At 44.4% G+C, this 17,138-nt stretch carries 18 protein-coding genes; 7 read left to right on the top strand and 11 right to left on the bottom strand.

The window, feature by feature from the left end:
* Nucleotides 1-255 precede the first annotated feature (255 nt).
* Entirely contained in the window at nt 256-1,566 is a 1,311-nt protein-coding gene (locus QT987_RS04965; RefSeq protein ID WP_333237809.1) for an NB-ARC domain-containing protein, read from the top strand.
* Between the two features lie 112 nt (nt 1,567-1,678).
* Here QT987_RS04965 and QT987_RS04960 read toward each other — a convergent pair whose 3' ends face one another.
* Complete coding sequence (locus QT987_RS04960; RefSeq protein WP_333237806.1) at nt 1,679-2,194, bottom strand: isoprenylcysteine carboxylmethyltransferase family protein; 516 nt, start codon at nt 2,192-2,194, stop codon at nt 1,679-1,681.
* A 193-nt stretch (nt 2,195-2,387) separates the two neighbouring features.
* The gene (locus QT987_RS04955; protein WP_333208184.1) at nt 2,388-3,332 is read right to left on the bottom strand and encodes an aldo/keto reductase; all 945 of its coding nucleotides are present in this window, start codon (nt 3,330-3,332) and stop codon (nt 2,388-2,390) included.
* A 150-nt stretch (nt 3,333-3,482) separates the two neighbouring features.
* Here QT987_RS04955 and QT987_RS04950 point away from each other — a divergent pair, with 150 nt between their 5' ends.
* Both QT987_RS04950 and QT987_RS04945 read left to right on the top strand, forming a co-directional pair.
* Nucleotides 3,483-4,916: a BCD family MFS transporter gene (locus QT987_RS04950; RefSeq protein WP_333237804.1), complete on the top strand. Its 1,434-nt coding sequence runs from the start codon at nt 3,483-3,485 to the stop codon at nt 4,914-4,916.
* Nucleotides 4,917-5,010: 94 nt separating this feature from the next.
* Nucleotides 5,011-5,841, top strand: a complete 831-nt coding sequence (locus QT987_RS04945; RefSeq protein ID WP_333055514.1) for an inositol monophosphatase family protein — start codon at nt 5,011-5,013, stop codon at nt 5,839-5,841.
* A 522-nt stretch (nt 5,842-6,363) separates the two neighbouring features.
* Here the strand turns inward: QT987_RS04945 and QT987_RS04940 are convergent.
* The 6 genes from QT987_RS04940 to QT987_RS04915 all read right to left on the bottom strand — a co-directional run bounded on the left by QT987_RS04940 (nt 6,364) and on the right by QT987_RS04915 (nt 10,439).
* Nucleotides 6,364-6,933 (bottom strand): PIN domain-containing protein, encoded by a 570-nt coding sequence (locus QT987_RS04940; protein ID WP_333237802.1) that lies wholly within the window; start codon nt 6,931-6,933, stop codon nt 6,364-6,366.
* 3 nt (nt 6,934-6,936) lie between these two features.
* Entirely contained in the window at nt 6,937-7,407 is a 471-nt protein-coding gene (locus QT987_RS04935; RefSeq protein ID WP_333237799.1) for an excisionase family DNA-binding protein, read from the bottom strand.
* Nucleotides 7,408-7,555: 148 nt separating this feature from the next.
* Nucleotides 7,556-8,137, bottom strand: a complete 582-nt coding sequence (locus QT987_RS04930) for an NAD(P)H-dependent oxidoreductase (RefSeq protein WP_333237797.1) — start codon at nt 8,135-8,137, stop codon at nt 7,556-7,558.
* A 38-nt stretch (nt 8,138-8,175) separates the two neighbouring features.
* Complete coding sequence (locus QT987_RS04925; protein ID WP_333237795.1) at nt 8,176-9,057, bottom strand: ChaN family lipoprotein; 882 nt, start codon at nt 9,055-9,057, stop codon at nt 8,176-8,178.
* Between the two features lie 648 nt (nt 9,058-9,705).
* On the bottom strand, nt 9,706-10,068 hold the full coding sequence (locus QT987_RS04920) for a cupin domain-containing protein (protein WP_333055521.1): 363 nt from the start codon (nt 10,066-10,068) through the stop codon (nt 9,706-9,708).
* A gap of 95 nt (nt 10,069-10,163) precedes the next feature.
* Nucleotides 10,164-10,439: a hypothetical protein gene (locus QT987_RS04915; protein ID WP_333055589.1), complete on the bottom strand. Its 276-nt coding sequence runs from the start codon at nt 10,437-10,439 to the stop codon at nt 10,164-10,166.
* A 160-nt stretch (nt 10,440-10,599) separates the two neighbouring features.
* Between QT987_RS04915 and QT987_RS04910 the strand changes: the two genes are divergently transcribed.
* Nucleotides 10,600-11,238, top strand: a complete 639-nt coding sequence (locus QT987_RS04910) for a peroxiredoxin (protein WP_006632618.1) — start codon at nt 10,600-10,602, stop codon at nt 11,236-11,238.
* A gap of 302 nt (nt 11,239-11,540) precedes the next feature.
* Nucleotides 11,541-12,125, top strand: a complete 585-nt coding sequence (locus QT987_RS04905; RefSeq protein ID WP_333237793.1) for a Uma2 family endonuclease — start codon at nt 11,541-11,543, stop codon at nt 12,123-12,125.
* 21 nt (nt 12,126-12,146) lie between these two features.
* On the opposite strand, the gene QT987_RS04900 is transcribed toward QT987_RS04905, so the two are convergent.
* On the bottom strand, nt 12,147-12,758 hold the full coding sequence (locus tag QT987_RS04900; protein ID WP_333237791.1) for a lipase family protein: 612 nt from the start codon (nt 12,756-12,758) through the stop codon (nt 12,147-12,149).
* Between the two features lie 155 nt (nt 12,759-12,913).
* On the opposite strand from QT987_RS04900, the gene QT987_RS04895 reads away from it, so the two are divergent.
* A complete protein-coding gene (locus QT987_RS04895; protein WP_333237789.1) occupies nt 12,914-13,888 on the top strand; it encodes a cysteine synthase A in 975 nt (324 codons plus the stop codon).
* A gap of 262 nt (nt 13,889-14,150) precedes the next feature.
* Complete coding sequence (locus QT987_RS04890) at nt 14,151-14,450, top strand: (2Fe-2S) ferredoxin domain-containing protein (protein ID WP_333208076.1); 300 nt, start codon at nt 14,151-14,153, stop codon at nt 14,448-14,450.
* A 14-nt stretch (nt 14,451-14,464) separates the two neighbouring features.
* Here the strand turns inward: QT987_RS04890 and QT987_RS04885 are convergent, their stop codons facing one another.
* Together QT987_RS04885 and QT987_RS04880 are read right to left on the bottom strand one after the other, a co-directional pair.
* Complete coding sequence (locus QT987_RS04885; RefSeq protein ID WP_333237787.1) at nt 14,465-15,694, bottom strand: hypothetical protein; 1,230 nt, start codon at nt 15,692-15,694, stop codon at nt 14,465-14,467.
* A 62-nt stretch (nt 15,695-15,756) separates the two neighbouring features.
* Nucleotides 15,757-17,034, bottom strand: a complete 1,278-nt coding sequence (locus tag QT987_RS04880) for a transposase (protein ID WP_333237786.1) — start codon at nt 17,032-17,034, stop codon at nt 15,757-15,759.
* Between the last annotated feature and the right edge of the window lie 104 nt (nt 17,035-17,138).

Here is a 17,138-nt window from a genome sequence, read left to right as displayed (position 1 = left end):
TTGTAAACTTACGTAAACTCCTCAATCGATTTGAGATTTGAGATTGTGCAATTAACCTCATCCCCAATCCGGGTTAAATATCCCCCTTATTGCTCAGTCTCGGAAGGGGGAACAAAAGCTTGTGTAGTATCGGTTTCAACCGACAAGGATAAAAGGGATTACCTTCCGGTTAATTCAGTCAATTTGTTTTCTTTCCTGAAAAGGAAGTCGCCGTCATGAAACATAAGTAAATTTACTTAATAGGTCAAAATGGCTATGACGGGACAAGAGGCGATCGCCCTAGTTGATAGTCTGTTACAATCCGCAAACAAAAAGCAAAAACTCAATGACATTCAATCCCGCGTCTTTCTGCAAACTTGGGAAGGACACTCTTATCAAGAGATAGCCGATCGCTTACTTTACGAACATGACTATATCAAAAAAGTCGGTTCGCATTTGTGGCGAAATCTCTCTCAAATCATCGGCGAAAAAATCTCAAAGCAAAATCTGCAAGCAGTCTTGCGCCGTTACCAGCATTGCAGTGCGGGCATCTTGCCGGCTAGCGAAGGAGATAGCAGCACTCAAGATTGGGGAGAAGCGATCGATGTTTCCCAATTTTACAACCGGCAACAGGAACTGGAAACATTAAAAACTTGGATTAGCGGCAATTCTACCCGCGCGATCGGTATTTTTGGACTTGGCGGTATCGGTAAAACTTCTCTGTCTGTCAAACTCGCCCAGCAACTTCAATCTCAATTTGAATTTGTAATTTGGCGGAGTTTGCAGCAAGCACCGCCATTAGATGCTATCCTCGGCGATATTTTACCAATTTTCACTGGTTCATCAACCGCCAAAAATTACTCTATTAACGCTCTCATGGAACAGTTGCGGCAAAAACGCTGTTTGTTAATTTTAGACAATCAGGAGTCGATTTTGCAAGGAGGAAATCGCAGCGGACAATACCAACAAGGTTATGAAGAATACCGACAGTTATTTGCGCGCATTGCTGACGAAACTCACGAAAGTTGTCTGGTTTTAACCGGAAGAGAACAACCGGGCGGGTTTGCTGTGCGATCGGGCGAAAATTCACCCGTGCGATCGCTCCAACTCTTCGGAATTTCACCGCCCGTATGCCAGAAAATCCTCGCCGATAAAGGATTAAAACCAACGCTATTGCAGTGTCAAAATCTTGTCAACCATTTTGGTGGTAATTCCCTCGCCATCAAACTTGCTGCAACTACGATTAAAACTATTTTTAGCGGTGAGATTGACGCATTTTTAGCTCAAGGAAATACTGTTTTTAGCGATTTGTGGGATTTGCTCGATCGCCAGTTCGATCGCTTGTCTCCTTTACAACAACAAATTATGTATGGGATTGCAATTAATCAAGAAAGAGCGACTCCCGCAAATTTAAAAGCAGAAATTTTACCCAAAGTTTCGGGCCGACAACTGATGGAAGCATTGCAATCCCTAGCGGAGCGATCGCTCATTTTCGATGAACTATCGCTCAATTATACCGCATCAACCAGTTTAATGCTACAACCGGCGATCGCCGAGTATGTTAAAGAACGATGGCTCGAAAAGTAGCTCTAAGTGGGTTTTTTTAAGGGGGATGCGAGGGGGATCTAGACTCAGGTAAAAACTATACCGAAATCTAAACTGATTCATTTGCAATCGCAAACTACGGGCGATCTAATTTTTAATAAATGCCCGGAATTAGTTTTTTTACTCGCTGGCGGTACTCTGAATAGTCTGGATATTTTTTGGTTAACCAGGTTTCTTCTCGGTTGGCTTTGATCTCAAAAAGTATTATTAATAGTGCGCTGACTATTAAGTGGGATATGCTCATTTGAAAAAGTGTCCAGCCGAGGGCTGCTAAAATTAAGCCGCTGTATAATGGATGCCGCACTATTCCGTAAATGCCTGTTTGGACTAATTCTCCGTCTTCTCTGGGATATGGTAAAGGTGTGAGGTTTTTTCCTAAGTCTATCAATCCTTTGATGATGAAAATTAATCCGGTTAAGCCGAGAATACTGGCCATAAACCAGATAATATAAAGTAAGTGGGTTGATTGAATTTTTAATCCTGGCAGTTGATAAACTGGTAAGATTACAAATCCTGTGAGCAATCCTCCTTGAAGCAAAACTAAATATTCGCCGCGGCTGTTGTTGCGCCAGCCTTCGCGCGTGAAGCCCCAGTCAGTTAAGATTTTCATAATTGAAGGAAGAAGGAAGTTCGGCAACGGATTCTGTAACGGATGTAACGGATGTAACGGATGTCAGGAAGAGGGAAGAAGGAAGAGGGAAGAGGGGAGAAGAAAGTGAACTGTAGGTTGGGTAGAGTGAAGTAAAACCCAACCTACGGCGAACAGCGAACAGTCAACAGTCAACAGTCAACAATTAACAAATTTATTCTCGCCAAGGACGAGTCATTAGTTCTAATTGATTGACTTCATCTTGGCTCAAATTCCAGCCTAATGCGCCTGCATTTTCTTGGGCTTGTTTGGCAGTCTTGGCGCCGGGAATGGGGATGACTCCGTTTTGGCATATCAACCAGTTTAGGGCAACTTGGGCGGGAGTTCGATCGCGCTTTCGGCCCATTTTCCGCAGGGTAGACATGACTAATTCAATTTTTTCGATGCCGCTTTTGCTGAAGCGGGAGTCCATTTTGCGGGCTCCTGTAGGTGGTTCTTGGGCTGTGTATTTGCCGGTGAGCAATCCTTGGGCTAAGGGGCTGTATGCTAAAATTGTGACTCCCAATTCGCGGGCTGCACCCACAATTCCTTGTTTTTCTACTTGCCGCGACAGCAAGGAGTAACGGACTTGATTTGTTGCTAGGGGAACGCCTCTGGCTGCTAGGATTTTATGGGCTTGGCGCATCTGTTCTACTGAATAGTTGCTGACTCCTACTGCTTGAATTCTGCCTTGTTTTACTTCATCGGCTAAGGCGTTCATCAGGGTTTCTTGACTGAGTAAAAAAGTGAATGGCCAGTGCACTTGGTAGAGGGCTATTTGTTCTACTTGCAAGCGTTTTAAGCTGGCACTCAAAGCGTCGGAAACTGATTTTCCTGTAATCCGCCAAGGTACGGGGCCGAATTTGGTGGCTATTTGCACGGGTTGGCTGGTTTTTTTGAGAAACTGCCCCAGTAATTCTTCTGACAAGCCGTTACCGTAGACTTCGGCTGTGTCAAAAAAGTTGACTCCGTTGTCAAGGGATGTTTTGAATGCTGCTTCGACTTCGGCGGCGCCGTAGTTGCTGCCGTAGTTCCAAAATAGTTTGTCGCCCCAAGCCCAAGTTCCGACGCACAGGGGAATGACGGCGGGGCCGTTTTGTCCTAGGGTAATGGTTGTCACGGTTGGTAAATCCACAGTTATTGATTCTCTTTATTTTTATATGAATTTATACGAATAATCCCGATCGAGCTTCTAGCCGGGGGAGGAATGGCGGCTGGTGGCGATATCTCAGTTACTATAAGTGCAAATGATGTGTTTATTTGAGTAGTTATGTCGATCGACCGTTTGCCAGATTCAAGATTAACAGATTCCGCGACTCCTGCCATCAAGAGAGTTACCCTCGTGACTATGTTCCGGTTGGGTTTGTTTCAGATGGGATTGGGCATGATGTCGATTTTGACCCTGGGGGTGCTCAATCGCGTGATGATTAAAGAGTTGGCGATTCCGGCTACTGTGGTGGCGGGTACGCTGGCTATGCACCAGTTTGTCGCCCCGGCTAGGGTGTGGTTCGGGCAAATGTCTGATGCTAAGCCTTTGTTTGGCCATCACCGCACGGGTTATGTGTGGATGGGCGGGGTTGTGTTTGTGATTTCTGCTTTTTTGGCGGTGCAGGTGATGTGGCGCTTGGGTAGCAGTTTGGAGGCTGTGGGGTGGACTACTCCTACTTACGGTTGGGTGGGTTTGTTGGGTTTGATTTTTGCACTTTACGGTATTGCTATTTGTTCGAGTTCGACTCCTTTTGCTGCTTTGTTGGTGGATGTTTCGGATGAGGAGGATCGATCGAAGTTGGTGGGTGTGGTGTGGTCGATGCTGATGGTTGGTATTATTATCGGGGCGATTGTTAGCAGTGGTTTGCTGAAGCAAATTGATGGGGATGTGCCACGGGAAGTTTTGCAGGCTTCGATTAACGGTTTGTTTGTGAAGGTGCCGGCGCTGGTTTTGCTGTTGGTGGGGATTGCGACTTTTGGCGTTGAGAAAAAGTATTCGCGGTACAAGATGCGATCGTCCGCAGTGAATCGAGAAGATAAAATTACTCTGGGAAGTGCGCTGCGGATTTTGACTGCTAGCCGCCAAACCGGTTTGTTTTTTACTTTCCTGCTGATTATGACAATTTGCTTGTTTATGCAGGATGCAGTTTTGGAACCTTACGGCGGGGAAATTTTTAAGATGTCGATTTCGGAAACTACGCAGTTGAATGCTATTTATGGTACTGGTACTCTGATCGGTTTGAGTGCAACTGGTTTTTTAATTGTGCCGCGCATTGGCAAGGAAAATACGATTAGGTTGGGCTGTTTGTCGGTTGCTGCTTGTTTTGGTTTAATTATTTTATCGGGATTTACTGGTAATCCAATTGTGTTTAAGTCTGCTTTAATGTTGTTTGGTTTAGCTTCGGGTATTACTACGACGGGTGCGCTGAGTTTGATGTTGGATTTGACTGCGGCGGAAACTGCTGGGACTTTTATTGGTGCTTGGGGTTTGTCGCAGGCGATGGCGCGGGGTGTGGCGACGATTAGTGGCGGTGCTATTTTGGATTTGGGCAGAAGTTTGTTTGGGGTGCCGATGTTGGCTTACGGGTTGGTTTTTGCTGTGCCGGCGGTGGGTATGATTCTGGCTGTTTGGTTGTTGGGTAGGGTGGATGTTCGGGAGTTTCAGGATAATGCTAAAAGTGCGATCGCCACTATTCTTGAAAATGAATTAGACTGATGTGTTGTCAGGAAAGCAGGTGTCAGTTGTCAGTTGGGCTGTGGCAGTTGTTAGTTTCAATAATCAATAACCAATAACCAATAACTAATAACTAATGACTAATTTTTGGGATTCTATTTTAAGTTTTGCACGGGTTACTGTCGAGAAAGTCGGACAGCAGTTGTTGCAAGATTTCGGTTCCGCGCAAGCGGATGAGAAGGATGACGGGAGTTTGGTGACGAAATCGGATAATTGGGCTGATGCGGAAATTAGAAGTGCGATCGCATCTACTTTTCCCAGTCACGGGATTTTAAGTGAGGAGGGCGAACACGTTTTCCCAGATACTGAATGGTGTTGGGTTGTCGATCCTTTGGATGCTACGACTAATTTTGCTAGGGGAATTCCGATTTGGGGTATTTCTTTGGGTTTGTTGTATCGCGGAACCCCGGTTTTTGGCTGCGTGCATTTGCCGCCAATTAATCAGTCTTTTCACGGTTTTTATGCACCTGATTTTGCGGGCGGCGTGTTTGACAATATGCCTCAAGGTGCTTTTTTAAACGGGCAGCAAATTCGGCCGACTGCTGATAAAATGAGCGGCAATCATTTTTTTAATTTGTGTTCGCGGAGTGTGGGAATCGGGCCTCATCTTCCGAGTAAAGTTCGGATGTTGGGCATGGCTAGTTACAATTTTTTGACTGTGGCTTCGGGTGTGGCTATGGGAGGGGTGGAAGCGACTCCCAAAATTTGGGATATTGCGGGGAGTTGGGTAATTGTGAAGGCTGCTGGTGCGGTTTGGTTGCCGCTGGAATCCCCGGCTATTTTTCCGCTGGAAGTGGGGAAGAATTACGGCAGGATTTCTTATCCGACTTTGGTGATGAATCGGCAGGAGTTGGTGTCCGTGTTTTTGCCGTTTGTGGAGGCTTGGAAGAAGAAAAAAATGGGGTGATACTATTTTCGATTTTCGATTTTCGATTTTCGATTTTCGATTAAGGAATTACTAATTCCCAAAGGGTTTGAATATAATCTACAGTTTAATTCTTTTTGGGAACTGGTATCATTGGCGATCGCACAAATCACACAATTATCAAATAAAACTGCAAGGCAGGCGTAACGGAGGAGTCTCCCACGCCTGCCGTGCTGTTTGGAAGAAATATACCGACCGATGACCGATGGTTCAAGTATGCCTACTGTTGTCTATTTCTGCCAATCTGCGATCGGGTGGTTTTGTTTTACGTCGATCGGGTGATGCAGTCTTGGTATAATTTGTGGTAATGTTTTGACGACCTATTATCTCTGGCAAATAAAATTATACCCCTTTTCAAGTAGAGGCACAAGGGTAAATAGATTTACTGCGGTGTGGGAAAAAGTAGATGAGTGGTATATTGGCTATGTCGAAGAGTTAGCCTGGGGGAAGATACAAGAATAAACCTGGGAAGAAACTCGGAAAAGTCTACGGTTTGCGATCGCACTAATCTCCATAGCACAATTCTCGCATCCGATTTGCTGACAGTGGCAGTCCCAATTCTACCAGCGTTTGTAAATACTCGTCAGGCGTTTTTGGCGGATTTTTGAGCCTGATTCTTTGTTTCTCGGCTGCTTTGCATACACCTTCAAACTTTAAGTTGAGAAAGCGCAGGATAAAGTCATCTGGGTGCAGCGGTTCAATGTTATATTGTTTGAGATTCTCAGTAGGAAAATCCCTGAGATTGAAAGTAACGATAAAATCCGCGCGAGAATGAATTGCTGCTGCTAGAACGTGCCGATCGCCCGGATCTGGAAGTTCCAACTCTGGTATAATTAACTCGTAGCCAGTCACCACACAATTTTTAATGCTTGCATTCATCAGATTTTTGGTTCTGGCAAGCTGTTCTAATGTGAGATTTGGATTGTTTTGAAGCACGTTTCTCATCCACTCGCCGTGAATCTCTTCTGTCCACCTCGGCTCAAACACATCACCAACTGCTAATTCCATCAAAAAATCGCGGAGTGCGGCTGAATACAAAACATTAGCATCGCAGACAACTTTTACAATTTCCATGAGTTAGTCGTACAAACCGAGTGCTTCTGATTCTGCGACAAGTTCGTCAAGTATTTTACTTCTTTTGTCATAATCCTGCTTTTTATATTTCATTACATCTTCATAACGTATCCGGCGACAGGTACTTACCATTTTGTAAGGAATTTCGCCAGAATCTAGCAACTTCCACACATACTCGCGGGAGACATTGAGTATGGCCTCAACCTGCCAGATATCGAGTTCCTCAGTAATTGGAATCAGCTTGACAGTATTGCCGCTGCTTGTCTGTTGCAAAATCGCTAATAGCAGTGGCAATGCTGCGGCAGGTATGTCAATTGTCTTTCCCTCTTTTTCGTTTAATATCAATTTGAGGGATTCGCCAGACGGATGATTTTGCAAGTGCGATTCTAAAGCGCGGCTACTGGTTTTGGCAACCGCTGCTTCTTCGGCTGTGGGCAAAGCAGGTGCTGAGTCGGGATCTCCGGTGAATGTCATGTTAATTTGGGGGTGAGAATAACAGCCAATCAACTACGATCGTAGCAATTTTGCGAGGCGATCGCACTTGATGCAGCCAGCAAAATAACAGATGTTGGGATAGGGACACAACATTGCTGTATCCCTACTGCAAAATGAATTTATTGCCTCATGCGATTAATTTCGACAGCACATTAGACAACTTAGCACCGAGATTCTCAACAGAGTCCTGCTGTTTGGGATCTTTCATCGTACCGTCAGCATTAAATGCTTCAAAAGCTTGGGGAATTGCTTTCTGATCCGGGAGCACCAATACGTTAATATTCCCCAAGATCGATCGCAAATGAACCAATCCCCGCAAACCGCCCATTCCGCCTGGGGAAGCACTCATAATTACCGCTACTTTGCCCGTAAATGCCACCAATCCCGGTTCACCAGGTGCTGGGCGCGATACCCAATCGATCGCATTTTTCAACACCGGCGTAACTGAACTGTTATACTCAGGGGAAGCTATCAAAAACCCGTCATGCCCTACCATCAATTCCTTCAATTTGCGGGCATTTTCTGGCATTCCCTCTTTTGCTTCCAAATCTTCGTCAAATAGCGGCATCGGCAAATCGCGCAAATCTACATAAGTAACTTCTGCACCCGCCGCCGTAGCCCCAGCCGCCGCAACTTTTACCAGCAGTTTGTTATATGATCCTTCGCGGGTACTTCCGGCAAATGCAAGTATTTTTGGTCTGTTTGTCATTGATTTTTTCCTGATTATTGCTTCCGAGTAAAATTGTACTATTCCGAGTGATTCCAAACAAAGTCAGCAATGGGTCTATCTGCCGCCAAAACAGGATTGTCACTGGAATTTAGTAAAACCGATCGCATTTTTACCTTCCCGACACCCAAACGCCTCTCGACGCGACTGGGAATGCCGTAACCGTAAATAATGTGTCCTTTCCCCGCCAACACCACAACTTGATAGTCGGGGTTTGCTTTGACAAATTCAGCTATTTTTTCCGCCATAGTTTCGTCCCACAAAACTTGAGCTTGCAAGAATCTTTCAAAAGCCGTACTATTTCCCTGTCCTGCCTTTTGGTGTTGCTGGAAAACTTCTAGCAGCAGTTGCCGATATTCGGCGTTGTCGGTGCGAATTTCGGATATTGGCGGAATGTGCTTTTTTTCCTCGGCTGTGAGGCTTTCTAAACCTTGACTGGCAACTTTTCTCGTTACTTCGGATGGTGTATTTAAGGCGAGGACAGGTAGTTGATTTTCTTTGGCAAACCGCAAAATGGGGGCGTAAGATTCCCAGGGAAAGCGCCATCTGCGATCGTACTCTGTTTGCTCGACTAATTGCTGTTCAGTCAGTTTACCTGCTAAGTAGTTGTCGATCGCGCTTTGAAAGGGACGCTGAAACATTTCCATCGCGATCGCAATTTTCCGATTTTGCCGCTGCATTTCTCGGATAATCTTCAGTTGAGCTTGGTGGTCTTCCGCACTATCGTGGGTTTCTCCCAGATACACGACTTTTGCCTTCACCAACTGTTGCAGAATCTCTTGGTTAGTGTAAGTCTGCCCAGGTTGAGGGTTCGCCGTCGTTTGGGCTGTCACTGCACTGCTGCACAGCAGAAAGATACTCAGCGACAAGGCGCACAGTTTGATGAGTTTGGTTGTTTTCATACAAATATTATGCCGTTTCTTGCAGCCGCAAGCACAGCCGAACTCTACTATTTTAGCTGAGCAGCTAGAAAGCTCAATGCTTAATTTAACTTCATCATTTTCCCCCGTTACTTCTAAAAATGTAAAGTTTAGTTGCAGGTACTTGCGCTTCTAGAATAAGGTGCTAAATTAATAATATGAAGCGAACAAAAAGCTTCTCTGACAGATACAACATCTAGATAGCACAGCGAAGTTCACAATAGAATCTAAGGAGTAAAAACGCTGTTTAATCTCACATCTGTCTCATTAAAAACCAATAGCAGCACCCACCAACAAAGCTGATACTTCCTCAACTAATGAGAGGGGAGCAATGCAACTGAATCCGAGGATTATTGCAACTCCACATCGAAGTTGAAAAAAGAGGAAATCACTCGGTACATATGGCTGGGTGCTGTTGTTGTTAAAAGAGATTTTCGATTTGTGATGTTTTTTTCAGTAGAGGCAGAGCCTCTAGATATGCGTTACCGGGCAGAGCCGGGTAACGAGCATAATTATATTATCTCCGGTCGATGACCCCTAATACGGTAGGGGCTCCCCTCACGAAAAATATCTGTCAATAATTGACAATCTCAAAAACCCGCCCTTTTAATCGCTCGATAGGACATGATATTACTCGAAAATTGTCTCGTCTTCCTTTCGCCACGCGGGATCGACGATACAAATAAATATTAGCGGCTTTGTGCCACAGTTGTAAATAAACTGCTTGGCGTTTGGCGGAATGTAAACTGCATCTCCGGCTTCCACGAATTGATTTTCCTCGTCGATGTGCATTTCTCCAACGCCACTGAGGATGTAGTAAACTTCAGAAGTTGTCAGGGAGTGCAGCGCAGAAGTTTGTCCCGGTGGCAAAGTGGCGTGGGCTAAACTGTAACGCAAATCCACAGCTTGTTTGTCTGGATGCAGCAATTCTCGCAGTTGAGTACCGTCGCCAGCAATAAACTCGTCGCAGGCATTTAGCTTTTGAATTAGCATTATTTCCACACTCCTAAAAATCTCTTTACCACAACTTAAGTTTAATTGAAAGAGCCAGAGATGTTAAGAAATATGTAAAGTGGCGGCCGGATTTTTCAACCGTAAATTCCCGAATGCCCTCGATAATCAGGACAGTCGATCGCATCTTCAGATAAAGCTATGGTAGGCTGAACGGGACACTTGAGGTGGTAATCGCCGGTGAAAAATACGCAGTTAGCACAAGGGATTTGGTGCATCCGCTGAGCTCGGCGCAGGGAGTCGGCGACAGTACGCCCGATACTCGAAAATATCAAAAAAACTAAACCCCAGGCGGAGACAAAACACAGCGGGACTAAAACAGGCTGTATTGCCTTGAGCAAAAAGTAAAGCATAGCAATCAAATTTAGCGGTATAAGCCACACATACATTACAGTAGTGGAATTGCCGATCGATCGACCAAAAAGTTTAGAATCCTTTACAGCTCGATCGAGAAACCGGGGAATTATGGCATGATAAGGAACAGTCCTTAAATAAAATTAGAGGAAATCAGTTATGACTCTGCGATTAGGCGATACAGTTCCCAACTTTACCCAAGCTTCGTCTGAAGGCGAAATCAATTTCTACGACTGGGCTGGGGATAGCTGGGTCGTGTTGTTTTCCCACCCGAAAGACTATACTCCAGTGTGCACCACAGAACTCGGTGCAGTGGCCCGTCTCAAGTCGGAATTTGAAAAGCGGGGAGTCAAAACCATTGCCCTCAGCGTCGATGATGTGGATTCTCACATGGGCTGGATTAAAGATATTGAGGAAACTCAAAACGTCACCCTCAATTATCCGATTTTAGCAGATGGCGATCGTAAAGTTTCCGACATTTACGACATGATCCATCCCAACTCGCTAAACAACTTAACAATCCGCACAGTTTTTGTTATTGACCCGGAAAAGAAATTGCGTTTGAGCATTACTTATCCCGCGAGCACTGGTCGGAATTTTAATGAAATTTTGCGAGTAATTGATTCCTTGCAACTTACCGACAAATACAGCGTCGCGACTCCGGTTGATTGGAAAGACGGCGACGATTGCGTAATCGTACCTTCGATTACTGACCCGAAAGAGTTGGAAGAGAAATTTCCTAAAGGTTATACGCCGATTAAGCCTTATTTGCGGATGACTCCTCAGCCGAATAAATAGGTTTAACATTCCTGAAAGCAGAACCTAATTATGTAGGGTGCCCACGGAGCACCTTACCTCTATAATAATTCCCGCGTCATATCAAATCCGTTGACATCGGAATTATTATCTCTCTCTTCTCTTTCTCTGTGTCCTCTGTGCCCTCTGCGGTTTAATCATTCCGATACAACCGGAATTGAGTCCACAACAGCTTACATTTAGGACTTGAGTCCTTAACCGGATTTTTGAGGACTCAAGTCCTAACTACAAACAAAGAACTTGTGCAATCTTGTCTGAACAATTTAAAGTGGAGGAAAGGCAAAATGCTGTCATCAACAATTGTGTTGCGAATACCGCCCAAATTGCAAATGACAGACGACGAGTTTTTCGAGTTCTGTCAAATCAATAGTGAGTTACGAATTGAACGCAACAAATCGGGAGAATTGCTAATTATGCCCCCTACTGGTTCGGAGACGGGAAACCGAGAAGGTAATATATTTGGGCCGCTGTGGGTTTGGGCAGAACAAAATGGTACTGGTTTAGCGTTTACTTCGAGTACAGGATTTACTCTGTCAACAGGTGCACAAAAGTCGCCGGATGCTGCTTGGATAAAATTGGAGAGATGGAATGCTTTGTCACTAGAACAAAAGCAAAAGTTTGCCCCGATTTGCCCGAATTTTGTAGTAGAACTCAGGTCGGCTTCTGACAATCTCAAGCCATTGCAAGAAAAAATGCAAGAATATATGAGAGAACCAGGAGTGCAGTTAGGCTGGTTAATTGACCGCAAAAATCGCAGAGTTTATATTTACCATCCCGGTTTGCCCGAAGAATGTTTGGAGAATCCGGCTACAGTTAGCGGCGACCCGGTTTTGCCGGGATTTGCACTCAATATGAGTAAAATTTGGTAAGGCGAAATCGCAGGTATAAAATCACAGGAAATGACCAGTTTTTAAGAAGCTGGAGCATTGTTTCGCAACGATGGGTGCTACCAAGAGTCCGGTATGGGAAACAGGCAAAATAATATGTTTGGCAACACCCGTACAGCGAGTTTCTTCGACTGCAATTAGACTATCGTTAGGACGAGGCAAGCGCAACAACCAACCAGTACCGATATCCAAGTTACCAGCAACGATTCCCACATCTCTATTGGGTGGCGGTAATATTCTATCGAACAATCCTGTCATGAGGCTGCGTCCTAAGATAAATCTTCCCCAAGATTTGCGACTCAATCTGCAAGCAAAGCTACTACCCTGATGGGGAGTACCTAATGTAACAATTCTTCCCGGACGTTGCTGCGGAAAGTTGTCAAACAATAGGTAAATTAATAGCCCACCTAAACTATGACCGACAAAGTGGATAGTATCAGCTTTTTCTGCTGCTAATATTTTTTGGAGAGACGTAACATTTTGCTTTAATGAATTTCCCCAAGCAGCATAGGAAAATTGTTTAATTCGATAGCCGTATTTTTGCAAGCGCCAGTGCAACAATAACATTTCTGCACCGCGAAGTCCCACACCGTTAACTAAAATGACAGTTTCCATGACACCTTACTAATTTGTATAGCATCTCAACTTTGAGTTGAGCTAGCTGCCTCTGAGATATCTTGAGATTCTACCTTCTTTCTTGCCTAATTAGACGTATAATGTTTGTCTGTTCGCGATAGTCTATAAATATAGCAGGCAAAAATCAAAAAAATATGGATATTAAAAACGGCTTTGTAGGCACAATAGGCAACACACCACTAATTCGCTTAAACAGCTTCAGCGATGAAACTGGCTGCGAAATTCTCGGCAAAGCAGAGTTTCTCAATCCCGGCGGTTCCGTTAAAGATAGGGCTGCTTTATACATCATCAAAGATGCAGAAGAAAAAGGCTTGCTGAAACCGGGCGGCACCGTTGTTGAAGGCACTGCGGGCAATACTGGCATCGGTTTGGCCCACATTTGCAACGCTAAAGGTTACAAATGTATGATTGTGATTCCCGATAACCAATCTCAAGAAAAAATCGATGCTTTGAAAACCTTGGGCGCTGAAGTTCGGACTGTTCCCGCTGTTCCTTACAAAGACCCGAATAATTATGTCAAATTGTCGGGAAGATTGGCTTCGGAAATGGAGAATGCAGTCTGGGCAAATCAGTTTGACAATTTAGCCAATCGCCGAGCTCATTACGAGACGACTGGCCCGGAAATTTGGGAACAAACAAACGGCAAAATTGATGCTTGGGTAACAGCTACTGGTACTGGTGGCACTTTTGCTGGCGTAGGAATGTTTTTGAAAGAAAAAAATCCTGCTGTGAGAATTGTCTTGGCAGACCCGATGGGCAGCGGGCTTTACAGTTATTTCAAAACTGGGGAAATTAAGACGGAAGGTAGTTCGATTACTGAGGGAATTGGCACCAGTCGCGTCACTGGAAATATGGAGAATGCCCCGGTAGACGACGCCATCCAAATTCACGATACTGAAGCTGTCCGGGTGATTTACCAACTGCTGAGGAAAGAAGGGCTGTTTATGGGCGGTTCTGTGGGGATTAATGTGGGGGCGGCGGTGGCTTTGGCGAAGCAAATGGGGCCTGGACATACGATTGTGACGGTACTCTGTGATGGCGGGGCTCGGTATCAGTCGCGTTTGTTCGATCGACAATGGTTGGCTTCCAAAGGTTTGTCACCAGATTAATTATAGGGTGCGTTGAAGTCTTAAGCTGTCCCGCATCTAAATTGTATTTTTCGGGCGGGCGGGACGCTAGGGCCCCTACTCCCCACGATAATTTGAGGAATTCAAAGCGATTGAATGCAATTCAAGTTTAATGAGTTGTGGGATGGGCTTCTAGCCCGTCCAAAGTTTTTAACGACTTTCCTACAATTTGGGCATATATGGCCACACATATTCCCATGATAAAAAAATAGCATATATTGAGCAGATTGTCAAGTGAAAAAACATGAAAATTATCCAATCTTCTAGGCAAGTTCTCGTTTGCCAAAACCGCACTTGTCGCAAGCAAAATTCAGCAAAGGTACTGGCAGCTTTTCAGAAATTGTCGCCCTCAGAAGTTGAAGTTGTTGCTAGCGGTTGTTTGGGACAGTGTGGCAACGGGCCGATGGTGTTGGTACTACCAGAAGAGGTTTGGTACAATGGGGTTTGCCCTGAAGAAGTTGCGGCAATAACTGAGCAACATTTGCGGGGAGGAAAGCCGGTAGAGAGGATGCTTTATCGCAAGTTTCACCGACTTTCACATTAGTCGATCGCCCGCGTTTAAAATTCTTCCGCAAACAATCGGCGGAGAATTTCCGTGACTTCGGCGCAAAATCTGGCGTCGAGTTCGATCGCTAGGCGATCGATACTGGAACCGCCTACAGGTTTTTCAGCCCGCAAAGTCATGGCTAAAGTTCTGAGTTTTGCGGGCTTTCCCGCCGCCTTCGGCCGCTCGTCAACAAACCGCACTAAAGCCACATAAACTGTTTCTAGGGTTCCCCGGATCGAGCTGAGTCCGTAACCCAATTTGGAGATAATTACAGGAGAAGTGATGAGGCTATCCATCCCCAAAGTTTTAATTGCTACGTCCACATATCGAGCGCTATCATGTCCCATTGCTCTGACAATGCTTTCTAAACTGTTCCACTGAGATCCTTTCATGCGCGATCGCTGTTCGATGTGGAAGTGCCATCCTAACATGGAAATTAGCCTGGTCAAGTCATAAGCAGATACTGAATTTTTTTGTTTGGTGCTGTTTAATGCGGCACTTAGCAGCACTTGTTTTTGGCTGAGATCAAATATTCTTGGGTTGTTGTGATAAGGATTTTCGCCGTAATCGCCGCGAAAAATTAGGTCATTATTGCCAGTAGCGCTCTTCAGCCATTGCTCTAGTCCTATGCGAGTATCGAAGCGTTTGAACATCGCGGCTAAGGAGTTTGAACTTGCTATATTTGAGGCATAGCTAATCATATCTTTTGCTAAATCGTAAAAGTAAAAATCGTGTCTTAGCCCGTTGCCATCTCTAACAACGCAGTTGTCAATGTCGCAGTCTGGATATTTGGTATTTACTTGACTAACGATATTAAGGAGTGCGATAATTTTAGTAGCACTCCACTGTTCAGCTTTGGTAAGTGCGTTTTTTCCCAGCCACTGCGCCTGAATTTTGCCATCTACAAAAGTACCAATGCAAACGCAGGCTTGTTTGATGTCTGCGTGGAGGAAACTTAAAGCTTGAGAGTTAATTTGAGGTAGTTCTCCCAGGCTGGGAAACGGAGTAGGTTTGAGGGGATTATTGGGGCCGGGAATAGAGCTAATTACTTTTAAGCCGTCGGGTTTCTGTTTGAGATAATCGGGATAGTTTTTAATGTGTTGTTGGTAAGGAGATTTTTCAATGCCCCGGTCTAAAAAGGCTAGTTTGTTTATGTTCGCTTTGGCATCTATTTCCATTTGGAGGTAGTTTTTGTAGATGCGCGCTCGGTCTTTTGCTAGTTCGAGGGAGGTGAGGTTCATGATAATTGTTGGCAGCTTGTTACAAATAAGTAAATCACTATAGCTGGTAAAAGTATAGTCATTTATGACATGACATGGGAGGCATTAAGTCCCTCCCCTTTCACTTTCACTTCGAGCGGATTGACCCGCCTTGGCTGAACTACGCAGCTCCCTATCCCATTGCTAAACGCATTTGGGATTGCTTTTCTCAAAATATTGTAAGCTCCGTTAACATCCGCATTGATTAATTGACCGACCGATGTTTTGTACAATCCTCTCTTAATTCGCTTGCCACTAAATGCGACATCATTAGCGCCAGTCTTCCCATAAACAGGGATTGGGTCTAAAGCTAGAAAGTTCGATTTAGAAGTATAGGATTCTTCTTGCACAATCACCCTTATCCCAACCAATTCAGCTTTGTATTCCAACATTTCAATTAATCGGGAATGAGGAACACTTACGAAGTTCTGATTGGTTTGCTTCCCTAAGCTAATCTCGCTCTTCCATTGTAGGTTTTTTCCAATTATTAGCGTCCCAATCTTTCGTGCGACGAGAAGATTAATTATAAGCCTGCTGGAGGAGTGCAAGTAATTATCTACTTTTTGATTGCGACAACGAGTTAGGCGTTGAATACGGGATGATGTCTTGCTACTTCCTTTCAATTGAGATTGTAGTTTTGCCTTACGCTTGTTGTAGAACTGATTGATCGATTTCAATGGTCGCCCGTTAATCAGGAGAGGGGTAAAACTCGACTGATTTGAAGTTAACGCCACTAAATTATTTAGTCCCAAATCGATACTAGCTACTGCTTCTGTTTGAATCTGTTCGACGGTGGACTCCGGTTCATTATAAATTACCTCAATTACATAGGAATCACATTTGGGAACCAGCCTAACTTGGCAAATTTTATCTGATTTTATTTGGGTTTTTATTGAGATTTGTGTACCCGAAAGCTTGATAATTCCTTTGTTCAACTGCTTGCTACTAATCGCCTGAATCGTATAGACAAGAATATTTCGACCCTTGACTTTATCTTTGTACTTCGGTAGTTTCGGGCGACCAGTAAATTTAGAGGAATCAACTTTGTAAGCTTTGACAGCTTCAAAAAACGATTTCCAGTTCTTGTCCAATATCATCAAGATTTGTTGACTTACCTTGGCTGGCAAAACCTTGTAGGCTTGATGAGACTTCATTAAACGGTTCATCTCGTTGTAATTAATGTAACCCCATCCATAGACAAAACTCTGACGAATGACGTAGTTAGCAGCATTGTAGAGATTCTTGGATTTAAAAGCTAATTCATCAATCTGGGCGAAACGGTGTTCCGTAGATTTAATGATGTGCCTCTCTGCTAGTTGCATCCAGACTCTCCATTTTTTAACTAGCGCAACAAGTTTTTATTTTACTTTCTTGACTATATGGTACTACCATTGTTTATTGATGCTTACAATCTTAATGAAGTTTT

This window comes from Microcoleus sp. SVA1B4 (assembly GCF_036700545.1).
Lineage (GTDB): Bacteria > Cyanobacteriota > Cyanobacteriia > Cyanobacteriales > Microcoleaceae > Microcoleus.
Note: the sequence above shows the minus strand (reverse complement) of the source record. Positions and strands in the feature narration are given on the sequence as shown.